General features: G+C 44.4%; 18 protein-coding genes. 11 read left to right on the forward strand and 7 right to left on the reverse strand.

What is annotated here, in order from left to right; translation table 11 throughout:
* Window positions 1-193 precede the first annotated feature (193 nt).
* From R7E78_RS09085 to R7E78_RS09095, 3 genes are all read left to right on the forward strand, one after another.
* Complete coding sequence (locus tag R7E78_RS09085; RefSeq protein WP_047102866.1) at window positions 194-1,192, forward strand: TRAP transporter substrate-binding protein; 999 nt, start codon at window positions 194-196, stop codon at window positions 1,190-1,192.
* 70 nt (window positions 1,193-1,262) lie between these two features.
* On the forward strand, window positions 1,263-1,937 hold the full coding sequence (locus R7E78_RS09090; RefSeq protein WP_005382256.1) for a TRAP transporter small permease: 675 nt from the start codon (window positions 1,263-1,265) through the stop codon (window positions 1,935-1,937).
* A 3-nt stretch (window positions 1,938-1,940) separates the two neighbouring features.
* Window positions 1,941-3,302 carry a TRAP transporter large permease gene (locus R7E78_RS09095; protein ID WP_005382255.1) on the forward strand — a complete coding sequence of 454 codons (1,362 nt, stop codon included), beginning with the start codon at window positions 1,941-1,943 and terminating at the stop codon, window positions 3,300-3,302.
* Between the two features lie 33 nt (window positions 3,303-3,335).
* Here the strand turns inward: R7E78_RS09095 and R7E78_RS09100 are convergent, their stop codons facing one another.
* The 3 genes from R7E78_RS09100 to R7E78_RS09110 form a co-directional block, all read right to left on the reverse strand.
* Complete coding sequence (locus R7E78_RS09100) at window positions 3,336-3,518, reverse strand: hypothetical protein (RefSeq protein ID WP_021034161.1); 183 nt, start codon at window positions 3,516-3,518, stop codon at window positions 3,336-3,338.
* Window positions 3,519-3,596: 78 nt separating this feature from the next.
* Complete coding sequence (locus R7E78_RS09105; RefSeq protein ID WP_017819922.1) at window positions 3,597-4,934, reverse strand: sigma-54-dependent transcriptional regulator; 1,338 nt, start codon at window positions 4,932-4,934, stop codon at window positions 3,597-3,599.
* 4 nt (window positions 4,935-4,938) lie between these two features.
* Entirely contained in the window at window positions 4,939-6,744 is a 1,806-nt protein-coding gene (locus R7E78_RS09110) for an ATP-binding protein (protein WP_047102865.1), read from the reverse strand.
* Window positions 6,745-7,270: 526 nt separating this feature from the next.
* Between R7E78_RS09110 and tig the strand changes: the two genes are divergently transcribed.
* The 7 genes from tig to R7E78_RS09145 all read left to right on the forward strand — a co-directional run bounded on the left by tig (window position 7,271) and on the right by R7E78_RS09145 (window position 16,208).
* Entirely contained in the window at window positions 7,271-8,578 is a 1,308-nt protein-coding gene (gene tig / locus R7E78_RS09115; RefSeq protein ID WP_005382251.1) for a trigger factor, read from the forward strand.
* Window positions 8,579-8,683: 105 nt separating this feature from the next.
* Window positions 8,684-9,310: an ATP-dependent Clp endopeptidase proteolytic subunit ClpP gene (clpP, locus tag R7E78_RS09120; protein ID WP_005382347.1), complete on the forward strand. Its 627-nt coding sequence runs from the start codon at window positions 8,684-8,686 to the stop codon at window positions 9,308-9,310.
* Between the two features lie 70 nt (window positions 9,311-9,380).
* Complete coding sequence (clpX, locus tag R7E78_RS09125; RefSeq protein ID WP_005382345.1) at window positions 9,381-10,661, forward strand: ATP-dependent protease ATP-binding subunit ClpX; 1,281 nt, start codon at window positions 9,381-9,383, stop codon at window positions 10,659-10,661.
* A 130-nt stretch (window positions 10,662-10,791) separates the two neighbouring features.
* Window positions 10,792-13,143 (forward strand): endopeptidase La, encoded by a 2,352-nt coding sequence (lon, locus tag R7E78_RS09130; RefSeq protein ID WP_047102864.1) that lies wholly within the window; start codon window positions 10,792-10,794, stop codon window positions 13,141-13,143.
* Between the two features lie 191 nt (window positions 13,144-13,334).
* Window positions 13,335-13,607, forward strand: a complete 273-nt coding sequence (locus tag R7E78_RS09135; RefSeq protein ID WP_005382341.1) for an HU family DNA-binding protein — start codon at window positions 13,335-13,337, stop codon at window positions 13,605-13,607.
* 201 nt (window positions 13,608-13,808) lie between these two features.
* Window positions 13,809-15,668, forward strand: a complete 1,860-nt coding sequence (gene ppiD / locus R7E78_RS09140; protein WP_005382334.1) for a peptidylprolyl isomerase — start codon at window positions 13,809-13,811, stop codon at window positions 15,666-15,668.
* A 255-nt stretch (window positions 15,669-15,923) separates the two neighbouring features.
* Window positions 15,924-16,208, forward strand: coding sequence for a ComEA family DNA-binding protein (locus R7E78_RS09145; protein ID WP_031777211.1), 285 nt, complete (start codon window positions 15,924-15,926; stop codon window positions 16,206-16,208).
* Between the two features lie 98 nt (window positions 16,209-16,306).
* On the opposite strand, the gene rrtA is transcribed toward R7E78_RS09145, so the two are convergent.
* Window positions 16,307-16,858, reverse strand: coding sequence for a rhombosortase (rrtA, locus tag R7E78_RS09150; protein ID WP_165401728.1), 552 nt, complete (start codon window positions 16,856-16,858; stop codon window positions 16,307-16,309).
* A gap of 3 nt (window positions 16,859-16,861) precedes the next feature.
* Here rrtA and R7E78_RS09155 point away from each other — a divergent pair, with 3 nt between their 5' ends.
* On the forward strand, window positions 16,862-17,476 hold the full coding sequence (locus R7E78_RS09155) for a tRNA-uridine aminocarboxypropyltransferase (protein ID WP_025766956.1): 615 nt from the start codon (window positions 16,862-16,864) through the stop codon (window positions 17,474-17,476).
* Window positions 17,477-17,482: 6 nt separating this feature from the next.
* On the opposite strand, the gene R7E78_RS09160 is transcribed toward R7E78_RS09155, so the two are convergent.
* The 3 genes from R7E78_RS09160 to R7E78_RS09170 form a co-directional block, all read right to left on the reverse strand.
* Entirely contained in the window at window positions 17,483-18,805 is a 1,323-nt protein-coding gene (locus R7E78_RS09160; RefSeq protein ID WP_085569942.1) for an anti-phage deoxyguanosine triphosphatase, read from the reverse strand.
* Window positions 18,806-18,820: 15 nt separating this feature from the next.
* On the reverse strand, window positions 18,821-19,405 hold the full coding sequence (yfbR, locus tag R7E78_RS09165; protein ID WP_062730721.1) for a 5'-deoxynucleotidase: 585 nt from the start codon (window positions 19,403-19,405) through the stop codon (window positions 18,821-18,823).
* Between the two features lie 90 nt (window positions 19,406-19,495).
* The gene (locus tag R7E78_RS09170; protein ID WP_053303263.1) at window positions 19,496-20,710 is read right to left on the reverse strand and encodes a pyridoxal phosphate-dependent aminotransferase; all 1,215 of its coding nucleotides are present in this window, start codon (window positions 20,708-20,710) and stop codon (window positions 19,496-19,498) included.
* Window positions 20,711-20,854: the final 144 nt, after the last annotated feature.

Genomic DNA, 20,854 nt, shown 5'->3' on the forward strand with positions numbered 1-20,854 from the left:
TTTGTATCTTTTTCTTGGGTGGAATTCACTCGTTACACTTCGGATTCATGTTAATGGGCTATGTTAATTTATTGAAATAAATATAAATTTTAACATGGTCCATTAATTGCTCCTTATTGAACATCCGTACCCATCGCCTAACACCTAGTTACTCATGGACGGGATGGGATGTGATTCAACAAGGAGAATAATAATGTTTAAGCCTCTAACTCTACTATCTGTCTCTGCACTTGCTGTTACCAGTTTTAATGCTGCCGCAAATTGTGACCCGGGTGAAACGGTCATCAAGTTTAGCCATGTAACGAATGCGGACAAACACCCTAAAGGCATCGCGGCTTCGTTACTTGAAAAGCGCGTCAACGAAGAGATGAACGGTAAAGTCTGTATGCAGGTGTTTCCTAACTCAACACTTTATGATGATGACAAAGTGTTGGAAGCGCTACTGAATGGTGATGTTCAACTCGCTGCTCCTTCTCTTTCTAAGTTTGAGAAATTCACCAAGAAGTACCGCCTTTTCGATCTTCCTTTCTTGTTCGATGATGTCGACGCGGTTGACCGTTTCCAAAACTCGGAAGCGGGTGAAAAGCTGAAAAATTCAATGAAACGTCGTGGCCTACAAGGCATTGCGTTTTGGCATAACGGCATGAAGCAAATGTCAGCCAACAAGCCGCTCATTTCTCCAACTGATGCTGAAGGACTTAAGTTCCGTGTTCAAGCGTCTGATGTACTCGTTGCTCAGTTTGAGCAGCTAGGTGCTAACCCACAAAAAATGTCGTTCAAAGAAGTTTACGGCGGCTTGCAAACTAAGGTTATTGATGGTCAAGAAAATACTTGGTCAAACATTTACGGCAAAAAATTCTTCGAAGTTCAAGATGGCATTACGGAAACGAACCACGGAATTCTGGATTACTTAGTTGTGACGTCAAACGACTTCTGGAAAAACCTACCAGATGCTCAGCGCGAGCAGTTAAATACCATTATTCAAGAGGTAACTGCGCAGCGTAATGCTGAGTCAACCAAAGTAAACCTTGCGAATAAGAACAATATCATCGAAGCCGGTGGTGTGGTTCGTACTCTAACGCCAGAACAGCGTCAAGAATGGGTCACTGCACTTCAACCAGTATGGAAGAAGTTCGAAAAAGACATTGGTTCTGACCTAATCGAAGCCGCTTTGGCGTCTAACCAAAAATAATAACACCTAACACATTTAGCCCTCTCAAACTAAGGGGGCTCTTTCCCTCTACAGACGACGTGATGTAATTATGGAACAGACTTTTTTTGCCAAGGCTGGACGAATCACCGATGCCATTGAAGAGACTTTGATTGCTTTCTTCTTGGGTGCCATGACCTTGCTGACCTTTGCCAATGTCATCTTTCGTTATGTCTTTAACGACAATATTCTTTGGGCGCTTGAGCTCACCGTTTTCATGTTCGCATGGATGGTGTTGGTTGGCGCATCTTATGGTGTGAAAAAACACTTTCATATTGGTGTCGATGTCATTATTAACATCGTTCCGGAAGGTAAACGAAAAGCCCTGGCGCTTTTTGCAGCAATGTGTTGCTTAGCCTTCTCTATTTTGCTGTTAATTGGCGCTTGGAACTACTGGTATCCGTTCGCTACTGACCGAGCGTGGTATGAAACGGACGATATTCCAATGCCTGAAATGCTCCAGTTCATGGCCGACTGGTTAAATGAGGGAGAGCGTTATGAAAAGCTGCCACGTTTTATTCCTTACTTCGCTTTGCCACTTGGAATGGCGCTACTAACGTTTAGATTTGTTCAAGTCACGTGGCAAATCGCTACTGGTAAGCTCGATCGCTTGATTGCAGGACATGAAGCGGAGGAAGAGCTCGAATCTCTTAAAGCTGAGATGAGTGACGCTGAAGACGTAATGGCTCCAAAGGCCTCGCAAGACGCTAAAAACAAGGAGCAATAAGCCATGGATATCTTATTTCTATTTTTGATGGTAATTGGCTTTATGCTGGTTGGCGTGCCAATTGCTATTTCGCTGGGCCTTTCCAGTGTTCTTTTCCTTTTAATGCATTCGGATGCCTCTTTAGCATCAGTTGCTCAAACGCTGTTTAATGCATTCGCGGGCCACTACACGCTATTGGCTATTCCATTCTTTATATTGGCTTCAAGCTTTATGTCGACGGGTGGCGTAGCAAAGCGGATCATTCGTTTCGCCATTGCCATTGTAGGCTGGTTCCGCGGCGGTTTGGCGATGGCTTCGGTTGTCGCGTGTATGATGTTTGCCGCGTTGTCAGGTTCCTCACCTGCAACGGTTGTTGCCATAGGTAGTATTGTTATCGCAGGTATGATCAAAAACGGTTACTCAAAAGAGTTTGCCTCTGGGGTAATTTGTAACGCAGGTACGCTAGGGATTTTGATCCCACCTTCGATTGTGATGGTGGTGTATGCAGCCGCAACGGATGTGTCAGTTGGACGTATGTTCCTTGGTGGTGTGATTCCCGGTTTGCTGGCGGGTGTCATGTTGATGATCGCGATTTACATTGCCGCGAGAATCAAGAACCTTCCAAAACAACCTTTTGTCGGTTGGAAAGAAACCTTTGATGCCGCCAAGGATGCAAGCTGGGGCTTGTTGTTGGTCGTCATCATTCTTGGTGGTATCTATGGCGGTATCTTTACGCCGACAGAAGCCGCTGCGGTTGCTGCTGTGTACTCATTCTTTATTGCTAACTTTGTATACAAAGACATGGGGCCATTTGCAGACAAGAAAAACACTAAACCTGCGCTCGTTAAAATCTTCCAAACCTTTGTTCATAAAGACACGAAACACACCCTGTATGAAGCGGGCAAACTCACCATCATGCTGCTGTTCATCATTGCTAATGCCTTAATTTTGAAGCATGTTTTAACGGAAGAACGGATCCCGCAAATGATCACCGAGTCGATGCTCTCGGCTGGTCTCGGACCAATCACTTTTTTGATTGTGGTGAACGTCTTGTTGCTGATTGGTGGTCAGTTCATGGAGCCATCAGGCTTGTTGATCATTGTTGCGCCGCTCGTGTTCCCAATTGCGATTGCATTAGGTATAGACCCAATTCATTTGGGCATAATGATGGTGGTGAATATGGAGATAGGAATGATAACGCCGCCCGTGGGTCTTAACTTATTTGTGACCGCTGGTGTTGCCAAAATGTCGATGATGAACGTAGTGAAGGCAGCATTACCCTGGGTTGGAGTGATGTTCTTGTTCCTAATTATCGTCACATATGTACCATGGGTTTCGACTTGGTTGCCTACTACCTTGATGGGGCCGGAGATCATTACCAAGTAATGGAAGCCAGAAAGTAGAAAGAGGTGTGAGAATTCACACCTCTTCGTCTATTGACTTGTAACAAGTTTTGCGCGGGTCTGAATTAATTCGACGTTCATAGTGTCGCCACCTCTTTTTATTTTTACGACGCTCTTCACCGAATCTTCTCTCTTCTTGATAGCAACCGTCTACGAGCACGGTATCTGTAACAATCGGTATTCTCACTTTTTCGTTCATATCTGTAACAACCATGATAAACCTGTTGTTAAAAATTATGATTCAAGTTGAATATAATGCCAGCTATTTGAACGTGTTTTATTTGTAAAGGTCTTTATTTATTTGGTAGCGCTGCATCTTGTCGTAAAGGGTTTTTCTTGGCACATTCAATTGGCACATTGTCTGTTTAATACTACCGTTGTTTTCTAATAAAGCGCCTTCAATGGCTGCTCTCTCAAACTCCGCCACTTGCTCTGCAAGGCTTGAGGAAGACTTAGCAACTGGGTTCGATTCTCCCAACTGAATTAACTTACCCAATAGCACAAAACGCTCTGCAGCATTTCTGAGTTCTCGAACATTGCCAGGCCAGTCATGGCTCATCAGTTGCGCTAGATCTTGGGGTGACAAGCTAGGTGAGCTTTTGCCATAACGTGAAGCTGCTACCAACAGAAAGTGGTGAAAGAGGGCGGGAATGTCTTCTTTTCGTTCGCGTAGTGGCGGGAGATCCAGGGTCACGACATTGAGCCGATAATAGAGGTCCTGACGGAAAGTACCTTCTTCAGCTGCGTGTTTTAAATCGACCTTTGTTGCGGCAATCACTCGAATATCTAAAGGCAATAATTCATTTGAACCGACACGCTCAATCACGCGCTCTTGTAATACCCTCAATAAACGAATTTGGGCTTGGATAGGCATCGACTCGATCTCATCCAAGAAAAGTGTGCCGCCTTGTGCAAACTCAAATTTACCGATACGACGGCTTTCGGCGCCAGTGAATGCGCCTTTTTCATGGCCGTAGAGTTCACTCTCAATTAAGTTCTCTGGAACCGCTCCACAATTTACGGCGACAAAGTTTTGGTTTCGGCGAGAGCTTTGCTCATGTAAAGAACGAGCGATTAACTCTTTCCCTGTACCGGTTTCACCAAACAATAAAATATCGGCGTCGGTATCGGCGATTTGGGTGATGGTCTCTCGTAATATTTGGATGCTAGAGGTTTCACCAATAACTCGTGGGCCAAGGGTTTTACTGGCTTTAAGTGACAGGCGCAGTTTTTCATTTTCATTGGTTAGTTTGCGCTTCTCAATCGCCCGCTTAACCGTTTCAACCAAATGCTCTGGCGCAAAAGGTTTCTCAATAAAGTCGTAAGCGCCTTGATGAAGGGCTTGCACTGCCATGGAAATATCACCGTGTCCAGTGATCATGATGACGGGTAAGTTTGCATCGCGTTGAGTCAAAGTTGTCAGCATATCCATACCAGAAATGCCCGGCAAACAGATATCAGTGACCACGACGCCAGCTTCTTCTCCTTGCTGCATCGCTATTAAAGCCGATTCTGCATCCACAAAAAACTTGGCGTCGATATCCGCCAGTTCAAAGGTCTGTTCTATAGCGAGTCTGAGATCGGCCTCATCATCAATAAAAAACACCTGACACATGATCTTATCCTTTTGATGGTTCAGTGTTGTAAGAAGTGATAGGTAAACACAATGAGAATCGAGCGCCGCCTTGTTCTCGATTATGGGCACATAATTTTCCATTCATACTGGCTAAGATTTGTTGCGAGATAGAGAGACCCAAACCTAAACCGTTCAGTTTAGTGGTTAGAAACGGCTCACATAAATCAGAAAGTGAGAAAGAGCCAAGTCCTGGGCCATTATCATCAACATGAATCCAAACTAAATCAGTGTGCTCATCGTGTTCTACAGATAATTCTACCTGTTTGTCTTGTTGTTCTTTGAGTGCTTCTATCGCATTAGTCAGTAAATTGACCAACACTTGCTCCAGTTGAATAATATTGATCTGCACTTCAACATCATGCTCTGGCAAATTTGTTTCTAACGTGACGCGCCCTGATTTAAATGCGGGCTTCATCAGTTCTTTTACAGAGGCAATCACAGGGAACAGTCGAGATTGAGCCAACTCGTCACCACTGGTTTTTTTGGCGAAAGAGCGAAGTTGCTGACTGATATTTGCCATACGGTCAGTGAGAGCAGAAATGCGAGTGAGATTATCTTCCACTCGCTCATATTTTTCTTTTTTTAGAAACAGCTTGCCGTTCTCCGAAAAGCTACGAATTGCCGCAAGTGGATTATTCAGTTCATGGCTGATACTGGCCGACATTTGTCCTAACACCGCGAGTTTCGCTGCTTGCACCAATTCGTCTTGAGTAACGCGTAAAGTTTGCTCGGTATCGATACGCTGTGCGATCTCCGCTTGCAACTCGGCAGTCCGTGCCATGACTTGATATTCCAACTTTTGATTGGCTTCTTGTTGAATTCGTTCAAGTTGCAAGTGACGCTGTTGACGGTGATAGATAAGCTGACCAATTAAAAACAAAACCATGAATGCTAGAGTGAGTACAAAGATGTAACCCATGGTGAACCAAACGATCGACTGTTTAGGAGACAGCACACGAATAGTCAGTTTGAGTTCGGGAAGGGGCAGCGAAGAGACCACCAAGGTTCCTTTATTGTATGGGTAACCCTGTTTAAGCTCAGAATGCACCTCGTCCAAACTACCCACTAATCCAAGCGTTTCAATTGGCGCATCAAGATATTGTTGGCTTGCCCAAACTTGCTTTTTCTCTTTTTTTGTCAGTGGCTGTAAGCTTTTGAGTAGCCATTCACTTCGGCTACTCATAAAAACAATTCCGTATGGGTCGCTGGCGACAAAAACACTGTTAGGTTGCTGCCAGTTGTCCTCTATCTTACTTAGGTCCATCTTCACCACGACGACACCAAGTACACCGCCAGCGTATACGATGGGATAAGAATAGTAGTAGCCACGTTTACCAGATGTTGAGCCCAGTGCGTAGTATTGGCTTCTTTTGCCTACAATGGCTTGTTTGAAATAAGGGCGAAATGCAAAATTTCGCCCGATAAAGGAGCGCTCTTTACGCCAGTTGCTGGCGGCGATCGTTGTACCCCATTGATCGATTAAGTACGTATCCGCTGCTTCAATCACGCCATTAACGGATTCTAAATACCGATTAGTGATTTCCAGTTGCGCACTGTTGTTGGGGTGCAGAAGCGCTTGATAAAGTGGATCATCTTTAGCGAGAAGATTTGGGATATGGGCGTACTTATCGAGTTTATTTTTTATATGGCCAGAAAATTGCTCAAGCTGTGATTGGTGTTTATCAAGTAGAGATTGATAACTGGTCTGCCAAACCCAATGGCCACCGATAATTGCGCACAGGAAATAGAAAGCAAAAAATGTCAGCAGAATCCGTTTTTTTTGCGACATCCTTACACTCCTTGCAACTTCCTTTGGTCACGTAAGAAAATGTTAATAGTTTGTAGGAAGGATTAGGGATTTAGTTTTCAACTCTGTGGAGTAAAACAAGAGCAAGATCTCTTTTTAGGCTTTTCGATAAAAAAACCGGTCGATTCTCTTGAAAAAGTCGCTATTGTCCCCATTCTAGATATGCTGGCGATGCTTAGACGGTGTCTGAATCGCATTTTTGAAGAAAAAATGGGTCAGCATTCGAGAATTTAGCGCAGACAATGTCCACATAGTGGCTATTGGCTCGACAGGGTTGCGACAGATCGCTAGAATGTCGCGTCTAAAAATTCTGTCCTGAGGCTAATAGGAGATACCTTTGGTTATTTTATCGAAGATATCACTGATTAGTCCGGTACTGACAACCAGTATCGATACTCGATTTTAAATTAGGTGTTCGGACAGAACACTACACAAGGATGAAGCGTAAGCTCCTCTGAGTTTCGCTCATACGCTCGGAAAACCGAGCCACTTTAGAGGTTTATATATAATGCAAGTTACTGTTGAAACGCTAGAGGGCCTAGAGCGCCGTCTAAACATTACTGTTCCAGCTGCAAACATCGAAGACGCTGTAACAGCTGAACTACGCAACATCGCTAAAAACCGTCGTTTCGATGGTTTCCGTAAGGGTAAAGTGCCTCTAAAAATGGTTGCTAAGATGTACGGCAAAGCAGTACGTCAAGACGTTCTTGGTGAAGTAATGCAACGCCACTTCATCGAAGCTATCGTTAAAGAGAAAATCAACCCAGCTGGCGCTCCAACTTTCGCTCCTGTAGAGAACAAAGAAGGTTCAGACCTAGTTTTCACTGCAACTTTTGAAGTTTACCCAGAAGTTGAGCTTAAAGGCCTAGAGAGCATCACTGTTGAAAAACCACTAACAGAAGTTAAAGATGCAGACGTAGAAGAGATGATCGATACTCTACGTAAGCAACAAGCAACTTGGGTTGAAGTTGAAGAAGCAGCAGAAGATGGCAAACGCGTAAGCATCGACTTCGTTGGTTCTATCGACGGTGAAGAGTTCGAAGGCGGTAAAGCTGAGAACTTCCCTCTAGAAATGGGTGCTGGTCGCATGATCCCTGGTTTCGAAGACGGTATCGCAGGTAAAACTGCTGGTATGGAATTCGACATCGACGTGACTTTCCCAGAAGATTACCACGCTGAAAACCTAAAAGGTAAAGCAGCTAAGTTCGCAATCAAAGTGAACAAAGTTGAAGCTCGTGAACTTCCAGAACTAAACGACGAGTTCGTTGCTAAGTTCGGTGTTGTTGAAGGTGGTGTTGAAGCACTTAAAGCTGAAGTTCGTAAGAACATGGAACGCGAACTTAAGCAAGCTGTTAAGAACCGCATCAAAGAGCAAGCGATTGACGGTCTAGTTGAGCAAAACGACATCAACGTACCATCAGCGCTTATCGAGCAAGAAATCCAAGTTCTACGTCAACAAGCTGCACAACGCTTCGGTGGTAACCCAGAAGCTGCTGCTCAGCTTCCACGTGAACTGTTCGAAGAACAAGCTAAACGTCGCGTAGTTGTTGGTCTTCTACTAGGTGAAGTAATCAAATCTGAAGAGCTAAAAGCGGACGACGAGAAAGTTAAAGCTCTAATCGAAGAAATGGCTACTGCATACGAAGATCCATCAGAAGTTATTGCTTACTACGAGCAAAACGAAGAAATGATGAACAACATGCGCAACGTAGCTCTAGAAGAGCAAGCAATCGACGCGATCATCGCTAAAGCACAGGTTTCTGAGAAAGAAGTAGGCTTCAACGAGCTACTTAACCAACAACAACCTGCTGCTTAATAAGCAATATCTTGCGTAGAAGGTTGACTTAACGTTAACTATTCTGCTAACAATGGTCCGTATGATAGTCATCATCCGGGCCATTTATTTTAGGGACATAAGAATATGAGCTACCAAGAAAAAAATGCAATGTCGCCAATTATGGACGCGCTAGTACCAATGGTGGTTGAACAAACTTCCCGAGGCGAACGCTCTTACGACATCTACTCACGTCTGCTGAAAGAGCGCGTGATTTTTTTAACGGGTCAAGTGGAAGACCACATGGCAAACCTTGTCGTGGCTCAGCTACTTTTCCTAGAATCTGAAAATCCAGATAAAGATATTTTCCTATACATCAACTCGCCAGGCGGCAGCGTAACAGCTGGTATGTCTATTTACGATACTATGCAGTTCATTAAGCCAAATGTCAGCACTGTGTGTATGGGTCAAGCATGTTCAATGGGTGCCTTCCTGCTTGCAGGTGGTGCGCCAGGTAAGCGTTACGTACTGCCTAACTCTCGTGTAATGATCCACCAACCATTGGGTGGTTTCCAGGGTCAAGCTTCTGATATCCAAATCCATGCTCAGGAAATCCTGACGATTAAACAGAAGCTAAACAAGTTGTTAGCAGAACATACAGGCCAACCTCTTGAAGTCATTGAGCGCGATACTGATCGTGATAACTTCATGTCATCAGAGCAGGCTGTGGAATACGGTATCGTGGATGCAGTGTTAAGCCACCGTGGCGAGTAATTAGCCAGCGCATTTTGGCAAAAATTGATATACACTCATTCATGAAGAGTAAAGGCTAAGAGGTTAGCGAATGACAGATAAAAGCAAAGAAAGTGGCAGCGGTAAATTGCTGTACTGTTCTTTCTGCGGCAAAAGTCAGCACGAAGTTCGCAAGCTAATCGCAGGTCCGTCAGTGTACATTTGCGACGAGTGTGTCGACTTATGTAACGATATTATTCGCGAAGAAATCAAGGATGTTCTCCCTAAGAAAGAATCTGAAGCGTTACCAACGCCAAAACAGATCCGTGAACACCTTGATGACTATGTGATCGGGCAAGATTACGCGAAAAAAGTGCTCGCAGTTGCGGTATATAACCACTACAAGCGTTTACGCAATGGTGATACAACGAGCGAAGGTGTGGAGCTTGGTAAGAGTAACATCCTTCTAATTGGTCCTACAGGTAGCGGTAAAACACTACTTGCGGAGACATTAGCTCGATTCTTGGATGTGCCATTTACAATGGCAGACGCGACGACACTAACCGAAGCCGGTTACGTAGGTGAAGACGTTGAAAACATCATCCAAAAGCTTCTGCAAAAATGTGATTACGATGTAGCTAAAGCGGAACGCGGCATCGTTTACATTGATGAAATTGATAAGATTTCACGCAAAGCTGAAAACCCATCTATTACGCGTGACGTATCTGGTGAAGGTGTTCAGCAGGCGCTACTAAAACTTATCGAAGGTACGGTTGCATCGGTTCCACCTCAAGGTGGTCGTAAGCATCCTCAGCAAGAATTCCTACAAGTGGACACATCTAAGATCCTGTTCATCTGTGGTGGTGCTTTTGCTGGCTTAGACAAAGTGATTGAGCAGCGTGTTGCAACAGGTACAGGTATTGGCTTTGGTGCTGAAGTTCGTTCGAAGAATGAATCGAAGACAGTAGGTGAGCTATTTACTCAAGTTGAACCTGAAGACTTAGTGAAGTACGGCCTCATTCCAGAATTCATTGGTCGTCTACCTGTAACAACAACACTGACTGAGCTTGATGAAGAAGCATTGATTCAGATCCTATGTGAACCGAAGAACGCACTGACCAAGCAATATGCAGCATTGTTTGAGCTGGAAAACGCTGAACTTGAATTCCGTGAAGATGCGCTGCGCGCTATCGCGAAAAAAGCAATGGAGCGTAAAACAGGTGCTCGTGGCTTACGCTCGATTCTTGAAGGCGTGCTACTTGAAACCATGTACGAATTACCATCTGCAACAGACGTTAGTAAAGTCGTGATTGATGAGTCCGTCATTAATGGCGAGTCAGAGCCACTGCTTATTTACAGTAACGCAGACAATCAGGCAGCTGGAGCAGAGTAAATTCAGCCATAATGAAAAAGGAGGTAAGTAATTACCTCCTTTTTTTATTTCTCTTATTGAATCCAAACAATTAGCCCCCATATACTGCCTTAAGTAATACGTTAAACGTGAAAGCGGAAGAGAGAATTATATGAACTTGGAACGTTCCGAGCGTATCGAGATCCCGGTACTACCTCTACGTGACGTAGTGGTCTACCCACACATGGTTATTCCATTGTTTGTTGGTCGTGAGAAATCGATTAGCTGTCTAGAAACGGCGATGGAAACCAACAAACAAGTTCTTCTTGTGGCACAAAAGCAAGCGGATACTGACGAGCCTACGGTTGACGACCTATTTGACGTAGGTACGGTAGCCACCATTCTCCAGCTCTTGAAGCTTCCGGATGGCACAGTAAAAGTATTGGTCGAAGGCCAGCAGCGAGCAAAAATCAATCACTTTAAAGAGAGTGACTTCTTCCTAGCGGAAGCTGAATTTGTTGTTACGCCAGAATTGGATGAGCGTGAGCAAGAAGTGATTGTTCGCAGCGCGATTAATCAGTTTGAAGGGTTCATTAAGCTAAACAAGAAGATTCCACCAGAAGTGCTAACGTCACTTAATGGTATCGACGAAGCCGCACGCTTAGCGGATACCATTGCGGCTCATATGCCGTTGAAGTTGGTGGATAAGCAGCAAGTGCTTGAAATTTTTGACGTCACTGAGCGTCTGGAATTCCTGATGGGCCAGATGGAATCAGAGATCGACTTGCTGCAAGTTGAAAAACGAATTCGTGGTCGCGTTAAAAAGCAAATGGAAAAATCTCAGCGTGAGTACTATCTGAATGAGCAAATGAAAGCGATTCAGAAAGAACTTGGTGAGATGGAAGACGCACCAGACGAGTTCGAAACGCTACAGAAGAAGATTGACGAATCAAAAATGCCTCAAGAGGCACGTGAAAAGACAGAGCAAGAGCTGCAAAAGCTTAAGATGATGTCTCCAATGTCTGCTGAAGCAACAGTGGTTCGTAGCTACATCGATTGGATGGTCAGCGTTCCTTGGGCTAAGCGCTCAAAAGTTAAGAAAAACTTAGCGAAAGCAGAAGAGGTTCTTAATGAAGATCACTACGGTCTAGAACGCGTCAAAGAACGTATCCTTGAATACCTGGCGGTTCAAAACCGTATCAACAAGCTAAAAGGTCCTATCCTTTGTCTTGTTGGTCCTCCTGGTGTCGGTAAAACATCTCTTGGTCGTTCAATTGCTTCAGCTACAGGCCGTAAGTATGTTCGTATGGCGTTGGGTGGTGTGCGTGATGAAGCGGAAATTCGTGGTCACCGTCGTACTTATATCGGCTCATTACCAGGCAAATTGATCCAGAAGATGTCGAAGGTTGGTGTGAAGAACCCGCTGTTCTTATTGGACGAAATCGACAAAATGTCTTCCGATATGCGTGGTGATCCGGCATCGGCTCTACTAGAAGTACTTGATCCTGAACAGAATAACTCGTTCAACGATCACTACCTAGAAGTGGATTACGATCTCTCTGACGTTATGTTTGTTGCGACATCGAACTCGATGAACATCCCGGGTCCATTGTTAGACCGTATGGAAGTTATTCGTTTATCTGGTTACACCGAAGACGAGAAGCTGAACATTGCAAAACGTCACCTTGTTGATAAACAAGTGAAGCGTAATGGCTTGAAAGCGGATGAGATCGTCATTGAAGATTCTGCGATTATTGGCATCATTCGTTACTACACGCGTGAAGCGGGTGTCCGTAACTTAGAGCGTGAGATTTCTAAGATCTGCCGTAAAGCGGTGAAGAACATCTTGCTGGATAAGGACATCAAGTCAGTAACGGTAACGATGGACAACCTAAAAGAGTACTTAGGTGTTCAACGTTTCGATTACGGTAAAGCGGATGAAAGTAACCGAATTGGTCAAGTAACTGGCCTAGCTTGGACCGAAGTGGGTGGCGATCTATTAACGATTGAAACTCAATCAATGCCAGGTAAAGGTAAGCTGACACAAACGGGTTCTCTTGGTGATGTGATGCAAGAGTCTATCCAAGCAGCAATGACAGTGGTTCGCTCTCGTGCAGAAAAGCTAGGTATTAATACTGACTTCTACGAGAAGAAAGATATTCACGTACACGTCCCGGAAGGCGCGACACCAAAAGATGGCCCAAGTGCGGGTACAGCAATGTGTACAGCATTGGTTTCTTCTCTAACAGGCAACCCTGTGAAAGCAGAAGTAGCGATGACGGGTGAAATCACACTGCGTGGTGAGGTTCTACCTATCGGCGGCCTAAAAGAGAAGTTACTTGCGGCACACCGTGGTGGCATTAAGACAGTGCTAATTCCAAAAGATAACGAGCGTGATTTGGAAGAGATTCCTGATAATGTTATCGCGGATCTGGAAGTTATCCCTGTACAGTGGATTGATGAAGTACTGAAAGTCGCACTAGAGCGAGACCCGACGGGCGTTGAGTTTGAGTCTCAAAAATAGTGATGTGTAGCAAAAATAAGTAAAAGTTTACGCTGATAAGCCCAAAAAGGCTTGTCAGCGTTTTTTTTGGGCGCTAAGTTAGTTTCGATAGCTGCCAGCCCTTGATGAATAAGGGGTGGAGCATATTTTCTTAACAATGGAACGAAAGTCATCACAAAAATAATCACAGATGACACAAAGGGGAAATTACAGTGAATAAAACTCAGTTAGTAGAACAAATCGCAGAAAATGCAGATATTTCTAAAGCGTCAGCGGGTCGTGCTCTAGATGCATTCATCGAAGCAGTAAGCGGAACTCTTCAATCTGGTGATCAAGTCGCTCTAGTTGGCTTTGGTACATTCAGCGTTCGCACTCGTGCTGCACGTACTGGTCGTAACCCAAAAACTGGTGAAGAAATCCAAATCGCAGAAGCAAAAGTACCAGCTTTCAAAGCAGGTAAAGCACTGAAAGACGCTTGTAACTAATCACGGCGTTATTTCTGTAACCGGCCATTTGCTTAACTTTTGCTCAAACAATAAGTTTCGAACAAAAATTTACAAACTTCGAGCCGAACTTTCTTAAATTATGCGCATCATACTGATGCGCATTTCTTTTTCTGATATTATTGCGCCATTATTTCTATTAGATAGAAGCAGTAGGCTTCAATTGTGGAGAGCAGTTAAATTATGATGGATCGACTACGCGAAGGCGTGAATAGCATCGCGGTCAAAATTATCCTTGGACTTATCATCCTGTCTTTCGTATTTGCAGGTGTAGGTAGCTACATCGTTGGTGGTAGCAACAACTCTGCAGCGAAAGTCGGTAACACTGAGATTCCTCGTGGTGAGTTCGAGATGGCATACCAAAATGAGCGTAACCGTATGCAAGCTCAGTTGGGTGACTACTTCTCTCAAATGCTGGCTGACCCTGCATATGTTGAATCTTTCCGCAAATCCGTTTTAGATCGAATGATCAATGACGTGTTGCTTGACCAACAAGCTGAAGCTTTGGGTCTGCGAATCAGCGACACTCAAGTGCGTAGCATGATTCTAGACATGCCTCAGTTCCAATCTAATGGTCAGTTTGATCAAGAGATCTATCAAGCTTCTTTGCGTCGTGCAGGCTTTTCGCCAGACTCTTTTGCTGAGTACATGCGTCGTGAATTGGTTCGTGAGCAACTGCTGAATGCGCTACAAAACAGTGAATTTATTCTGCCGGGTGAAGTACAAGCAGAAGGCAAGCTGTTCACTCAAACTCGTGATATTCGCACGATTCAGATCGACTTAGCGGAGTTTGCGAAAAATATTGAATTGACCGACGAAGAAATTCAAGAGTACTACAAAGCAAACCCAGACAACTTTACACGCCCAGAGCAGGTTAAAGTCTCTTACATCGAACTGTCAGCTGAAGCGCTAAAGGAACAAGTTAATGTTTCTGATGCTGAGGTGAAAAAGTACTACGACGAGCACTTAAACAAATACTCTTCAGAAGAGCAACGACGTGTCGCTCACATTCTTGTAGAAGGGGACGATGAAGCAAAAGCGCAAGCTATCCTAGATGAGCTAAACGCGGGTGCAGATTTTGCGACGCTTGCTCAAGAGAAATCTGACGATTTTGGCAGCGCTGAAAACGGTGGTGACTTAGGTTGGATCGAGCGTGATGTGATGGACCCTGCTTTTGAAGAAGCGGCATTCGCACTGAAGAATCCTGGCGATACGTCGGGTCTAGTAAAGTCGGACTTTGGCTATCACATTATCAAGCTTGAAGAGCTAAAAGATTCTGTGGCGAAGCCATTTGAAGAAGTCGCTGCTGAAATCAAACAAGAGATGGTTGACCAACAAGCTATCGATCAATTCTACGAGTTGCAAAATGAGCTTGAGCGCGTAGCGTTTGAATACCCAGACTCATTGTATGATGCTTCTCAAGCGGTTAACCAAGAAGTGAAGACAACGGACTTTATTTCTCAGGTTGATGCACCTGAAGTGCTTCGTAGCCCTGCTGTAATGCAAGCTATCCTAAGCCCTGAAGTTAAAGAAGATGGCCTAAACTCTGAAGCTATCGAAGTTGCGCCTGAGCATATTATCGTTGTTCGTGTTGAAGATGCGCGTGACGAGACAGTTCTTCCACTAGAAGAAGTGAAAGATCAGGTTGTTGCAGAGCTATCTCGTGTTAAAGGTGAGCAAGAAGCGATGGAGCTTGGAACACAAGTCGTTGCGGCATTGAAAGAAGGTAAGACGAACGTGCTTGCTGAAAACAATCTTGCCTTTGGTGAACAAGAGACAGTAGATCGTCGTTCTCCGTTAGCAACAACGGTATTCGCGATGGCAAAACCAGTCGATGGTAAACCAGTATATGGTCAGTCTAAAGATCTTGAAGGTAACATCATTATCATCGAGCTTGATGCTGTAAACGCAGAGCTAGATAGCGAGTTAGAAGATCAAGTTGCGATGCAAATGCAGCGTGCATCTTCTCAGCAAGATTTATCATCTGTACTAGCCGTACTGCGTGCAAATACTGACATTGAGTACTTTGTTGTGAGCAACTAAGCACAATTAGTGTAATTTGTATGTTGAATAAAACGGACCGCACAAGCGGTCCGTTTTATTTTTGTCTTTATGAACTTCAATCATCAATAGGCATTACTTAAATTAGTGCGCGTTTAAGTGATAGCGGCCGTTGTGAATTCCGGGTCATATCAGTTTGTTAAATGCATAACCATATTGCTATCCATTGCAAACTTGATAGTGACTCGCTCTCGACGACTGTTTTTAGCCTACTATTTTGGAGATTGTATGTTCAATATGAAATGGATTTTGACATTGTGCTTATTTGTTTTTGCACCTTTTAGCATGGCTGCGGATTCAGCCACTGACAAATATGAAGGAATTGAAATTACTGTAAATATCAACACGGCCACTGCTGAAGAAATTGCGACCATGTTGAAAGGTATAGGTGAGAAGAAAGCGCAGAGTATAGTGGACTACCGCGAGGAACATGGCCCTTTTAAAACGGCAGCAGATTTGAAGAGCGTAAAAGGCATAGGTGAAGCGACAGTTAAGAAAAACGAAGACCGCATTTTACTGTAGCTTGATGTATTGCAGATATTGAGTCTGAATTCAGAACAATATCTGTTTCCCTATTACTGCTTTCCCGAACCAGCCCCTCTTTCGTGGTTCGGGATTTTTTATCCGAATAAACGACGGCGAAGGCCTTTTTCCATTAAAGCCATTACTAACCCACCGAGTGCGCCAAACATATGAGCATCAATAGCAACGTTTGCACCGATAAGCTCAGCAGTACTGCTGGATGGGCCATAGACCTGCTCCCATGCTACTTTGGCGATTAGTCCTCCAACTAACAACACACTGCTTCTTCTGCTTTCAAAGACTTCTCTGAGCGCCCAAAATCCAAACAATCCGTGTAATACGCCGGATAAACCCACGTATACCGACATGTTGGTAAACAAATTCAGCGCACCAACACATGCACATAAGATTGAAAAAACGATAAGGAAGTTACGAGTGCTTGGGCGAAAAATAAAAGTAATGATCCACAATCCGGCGAGGTTCATTCCTAAGTGCGCAAAGTTGGTATGTGTGAGATTTCCTGTTACGATTCGCCACCATTCACCATGGCGTATATTGTAGCTGTGCCACTCGGTTAGGCTTGCCATTGGTTCAAATTGAAGTATCAAACAGATCACGCTGATAATACTCAGCAAGGTATAAAGGTTCACTCTATGTCTCGTTATTGTTCTCGTTGTGGAAAATCGCAAAAAGCGTGTATTTGCCAATGGATTGTACCGCTGGCAAGCGAGGTAGAACTTATCATTCTTCAGCACACGAGTGAAGAACATCGTCCGCTTGGTACGGCACGGATTCTCAATTTGAGTTTAGATAACTGTATTTGTTTGATAGGAGAGGACTTTTCTTGTGATGATGCCTTAAATCACTTATTAGCGGATGAGTCATATCAACATTTTGTTCTTTACCCATCAGAAGAGTCACGATGCATTTCTGAAATCACTCAAGCGAGTCATAGTGTATCTAAGAAAATACGTTTGATTTTGCTCGATGGTACGTGGAAAAAAGCGTACAAAATGTGGCAACTCTCAAGCAACTTACATCCACTCCCAACCGTGCAGTTGCCTAAGCAACTACAAGGGCACTACACCATTCGTAAGGCGCCCTCTGAGAATAGCTTATCGACAGTCGAGGCTGGTTATCATTCGCTTCGCTTGCTTGAACCCGAGCGAGACTTTACACCGCTGATGCGTGCGTTTGAAAAGATGATCGAATTCCAAATCGCCCAGATGCCTCCGGGCGTTTTTGAAAAGAATTACTTGAAAGGTTGAGTGTTACTAAAGAACGATGGAAGAGAAAAGTTGGCGGTGTAGCTTTTGCGCGTGACCATCGGTCATTGCAGAAATATAATCGGCGATGACCCTCATTTTATTGCTCTCGCTCTTCGCCTGACACCACAGATCTCTTGTATGAACGGGTAGTAATCGCTCTGGGTCTGCTGTTAACGCTTCAAAAATATCCATAATAATTTGCTGACCCTTATACTCAACGATCTGGACCTGCGGGACTTGGATAACGAAGGTGCTGACAAAGTGCTTGAGTACGTCAAGTGCACGTGCCATCTGTGGTTCTAAACACGCATTCCAAGACAGTAACGGGTTATTAAACGGCTCATCCACCGTTTTGATTGAAATGCTGGTCAGTAGCGCGTTAACCATACCACCGATAGCATCTTTCCGCTCATGGTGCTTACCGCTAAATAGCATCTGTCCGATGGAATCGATATGAGCTTCAAACCACGGGTCGCCACAGTCCGCTAATTGACTTGCTGCGCCTTCTTGCCATTGCTGACGTGTCACCATACCAAGTACGATTGCATCTTCTAAATCATGAACACCGTAGGCGATATCATCTGCTAGCTCCATGATTGAGCAGTCGATTGATTTAAAACGCGTTTTACTGTGCTCAAACTCCGATTCTGGCGTTGAACGCATCAGACTAAGCAATGCCTTGTCGTTGTCAGAAAGCGGTGCAATTACCCAATCAAATAAGTCTTTATCACAATCATAAATGCCTTTAGCTGGGCTCCAATCTTTTGCTTTTAGTTTACGTTGATGCTCGGCTGGTTGAGGCAACTTGACGGAGCGTGTTTGACTAATGAGGGCAGGGTACTTAATCAAACCAAACAGCGTGCGGCGTGATAAATTCATTCCGAAATGCTCGGTATAAGGCTCTAACTTAGTGACGATACGAAAGGTTTGGGCGTTCCCCTCGAAGCCGCCATGTTCGCGCATTACGTAGTTTAGAGCGACTTCTCCCCCATGACCGTATGGAGGATGCCCGATGTCGTGAGCCAAACATAATGAATCAATTAAGCTGTCTGATGGTAATAGTTCACGGAACTCTGGTTGTTTTTTCTTTAACTGGGCGACGATACCGGTCCCGAGTTGCGACGCTTCTAAGGAGTGTGTTAACCGACTGCGGTGAAAGTCTTCCAAGCTATTGCCGTGTACTTGGGTTTTTGCTTGTAGGCGTCGAAATGCAGCCGAGTGAAGAATGCGTGCTCGGTCTCGTTGGTACGGGCTCCGATGGTCGTCTCGACGGATTTTATGCTCATCATCATGGCGCTCTTGCCATTGCGGGTGTAATTCAAACGACACGATTATCTCCGTAAGCTAACTGATTTCATCTAACGATAATTCGAAACTTGGGGCAAAGGTATTGAGAAAGTAATCCATTTCAGGCGTTTTGCGTTCTTGCAAAGTGACGTCTAAGCGTTTTTTTGCCAGAGCGAACTCATGGTTACCGGCGCTTAGTTCTTCAAGACATTTTAAATAGGCACAGATGGAATCGGCTTGCTTAACGATTTTTGCGTCCTCTTCGTGTGCAGAGTGAGAAAGAAGATAGGGGGCAAAATCATCTTGGAACTCTTCCGGTAACATGGAGAGTAATTTTTGTTCCGCTGCCGATTCTATCTTCTTATATTCTTTGGCAATTTCAGGATTGTAATACTTCACTGGAGTTGGAAGATCACCCGTTAATACTTCGCTGGAGTCATGGTACATGGCAAGAATAGCGATGCGTTCTGGATTAAGGTTGCCGCCGAACTTTTTGTTTTTAATGAGGGCAAGGGCATGAGCGACAAAAGCAACTTGTAAGCTATGCTCTGAAACGTTTTCTGGTGAGACGGACCGCATTAAAGGCCAGCGTTGGATCAGCTTCATTCGAGCCAGGTGGGCGAAAAAATGGCTTTCTTTCATGGCTTTCTCCGTTTCTGGTGTAAAAAAGGAACTCACTAGGAGTTCCTCTAAGCATATGAGAGATCAGCACTAATTACTACCAGTGATTCATTACTGGCTGTAGGTTGATAGGAATCTTTCAAAACGTCCAATGGCGATTTCTAGATCTTCAACGTGCGGTAGTGTCACGATGCGGAAGTGGTCTGGTTTTGGCCAGTTAAAACCGGAACCTTGCACCAGTAAGACCTTCTCTTGTTTTAAGAAATCTAAAACCATCTGCTGATCGTTCTTGATGTTGTACATTTTAGTGTCGATTTTCGGGAAGAGGTACATCGCACCCTTAGGTTTGACACAAGAAACACCAGGAATCTGATTGATCAATTCATACGCTCGGTTGCGCTGCTCTAATAAGCGTCCGCCTGGTAAAATCAGTTCATTGATACTCTGGTATCCACCTAACGCGGTTTGAATGGCATGTTGCATTGGTACGTTTGCACATAAACGCATCGATGAAAGCAGCTCCAAGCCATTCACGTACCCTTGAGCCAGATGTTTAGGCCCCGTTAGGAACATCCAGCCACCACGGAAACCACAAACACGGTAGGCTTTTGAAAGGCCATTGAATGTCATGACTAGCACGTCTTCAGTGAGTGTGGCGACTGAGGTATGTGTTGCACCGTCGTACAACACTTTGTCGTAGATCTCATCTGCGAAAATGATCAGTTTGTGCTTGCGTGCTATCTCAATCACTTCAAGTAGGAAGTCACGGCTGTATACCGCACCTGTCGGGTTGTTCGGGTTGATCAGAACAATGCCACGTGTCTTTGGTGTGATTTTCTTTTTGATGTCTTCAAGGTCTGGGTACCAGTCAGCTTCTTCATCACATAGATAATGAACCGGCTTACCACCAGATAGTGCAACTGAAGCTGTCCATAACGGATAGTCTGGTGCTGGGATCAGCATTTCGTCGCCATTGTTTAATAGCGCTTGCATGGCCATTACGATCAACTCAGACACGCCGTTACCTACATACACATCTTCGACATCTAGCGAGCGTATACCTTTACGCTGATAGTGTTGGACCACAGCTTTACGAGCAGAGTAAATGCCTTTGGAATCACAATAGCCTTGAGAAGTCGGCAGATTACGAATCACGTCGACTAAAATCTCATCAGGGGCGTCAAAACCAAATGGGGCAGGGTTACCAATGTTTAGCTTTAGGATTTTATGCCCTTCTTCCTCCATGCGCTTAGCATGTTTGAGTACAGGGCCCCTAATGTCGTAGCAGACATTGTCGAGTTTTGACGACATCCCGATATTTTGCATTGTTTAATTCCTAAAAATTCGTTAATTTCTTTATTAAAGTACAATAATTTGTTTTTTATTAGAATATATATCTGTAAATAATCTGTCTGCTGGTTAAGTTTTGCTCGCTTGCTATCACAGGATTTCGCAAAAGATCGCATACGA

Source organism: Vibrio sp. YT-19(2023) (assembly GCF_033337395.1).

Excerpts from the sequence above, each read along its gene's own strand:
- R7E78_RS09085 (WP_047102866.1), top strand. The coding sequence starts at position 194 with ATGTTTAAGCCTCTAACTCTACTATCTGTCTCTGCACTTGCTGTTACC.
- R7E78_RS09090 (WP_005382256.1), top strand. The coding sequence starts at position 1,263 with ATGGAACAGACTTTTTTTGCCAAGGCTGGACGAATCACCGATGCCATT.
- R7E78_RS09095 (WP_005382255.1), top strand. The coding sequence starts at position 1,941 with ATGGATATCTTATTTCTATTTTTGATGGTAATTGGCTTTATGCTGGTT.
- R7E78_RS09100 (WP_021034161.1), bottom strand. The coding sequence starts at position 3,518 with ATGAACGAAAAAGTGAGAATACCGATTGTTACAGATACCGTGCTCGTA.
- R7E78_RS09105 (WP_017819922.1), bottom strand. The coding sequence starts at position 4,934 with ATGTGTCAGGTGTTTTTTATTGATGATGAGGCCGATCTCAGACTCGCT.
- R7E78_RS09110 (WP_047102865.1), bottom strand. The coding sequence starts at position 6,744 with ATGTCGCAAAAAAAACGGATTCTGCTGACATTTTTTGCTTTCTATTTC.
- tig (WP_005382251.1), top strand. The coding sequence starts at position 7,271 with ATGCAAGTTACTGTTGAAACGCTAGAGGGCCTAGAGCGCCGTCTAAAC.
- clpP (WP_005382347.1), top strand. The coding sequence starts at position 8,684 with ATGAGCTACCAAGAAAAAAATGCAATGTCGCCAATTATGGACGCGCTA.
- clpX (WP_005382345.1), top strand. The coding sequence starts at position 9,381 with ATGACAGATAAAAGCAAAGAAAGTGGCAGCGGTAAATTGCTGTACTGT.
- lon (WP_047102864.1), top strand. The coding sequence starts at position 10,792 with ATGAACTTGGAACGTTCCGAGCGTATCGAGATCCCGGTACTACCTCTA.
- ppiD (WP_005382334.1), top strand. The coding sequence starts at position 13,809 with ATGATGGATCGACTACGCGAAGGCGTGAATAGCATCGCGGTCAAAATT.
- R7E78_RS09145 (WP_031777211.1), top strand. The coding sequence starts at position 15,924 with ATGAAATGGATTTTGACATTGTGCTTATTTGTTTTTGCACCTTTTAGC.
- R7E78_RS09155 (WP_025766956.1), top strand. The coding sequence starts at position 16,862 with ATGTCTCGTTATTGTTCTCGTTGTGGAAAATCGCAAAAAGCGTGTATT.
- yfbR (WP_062730721.1), bottom strand. The coding sequence starts at position 19,405 with ATGAAAGAAAGCCATTTTTTCGCCCACCTGGCTCGAATGAAGCTGATC.
- R7E78_RS09170 (WP_053303263.1), bottom strand. The coding sequence starts at position 20,710 with ATGCAAAATATCGGGATGTCGTCAAAACTCGACAATGTCTGCTACGAC.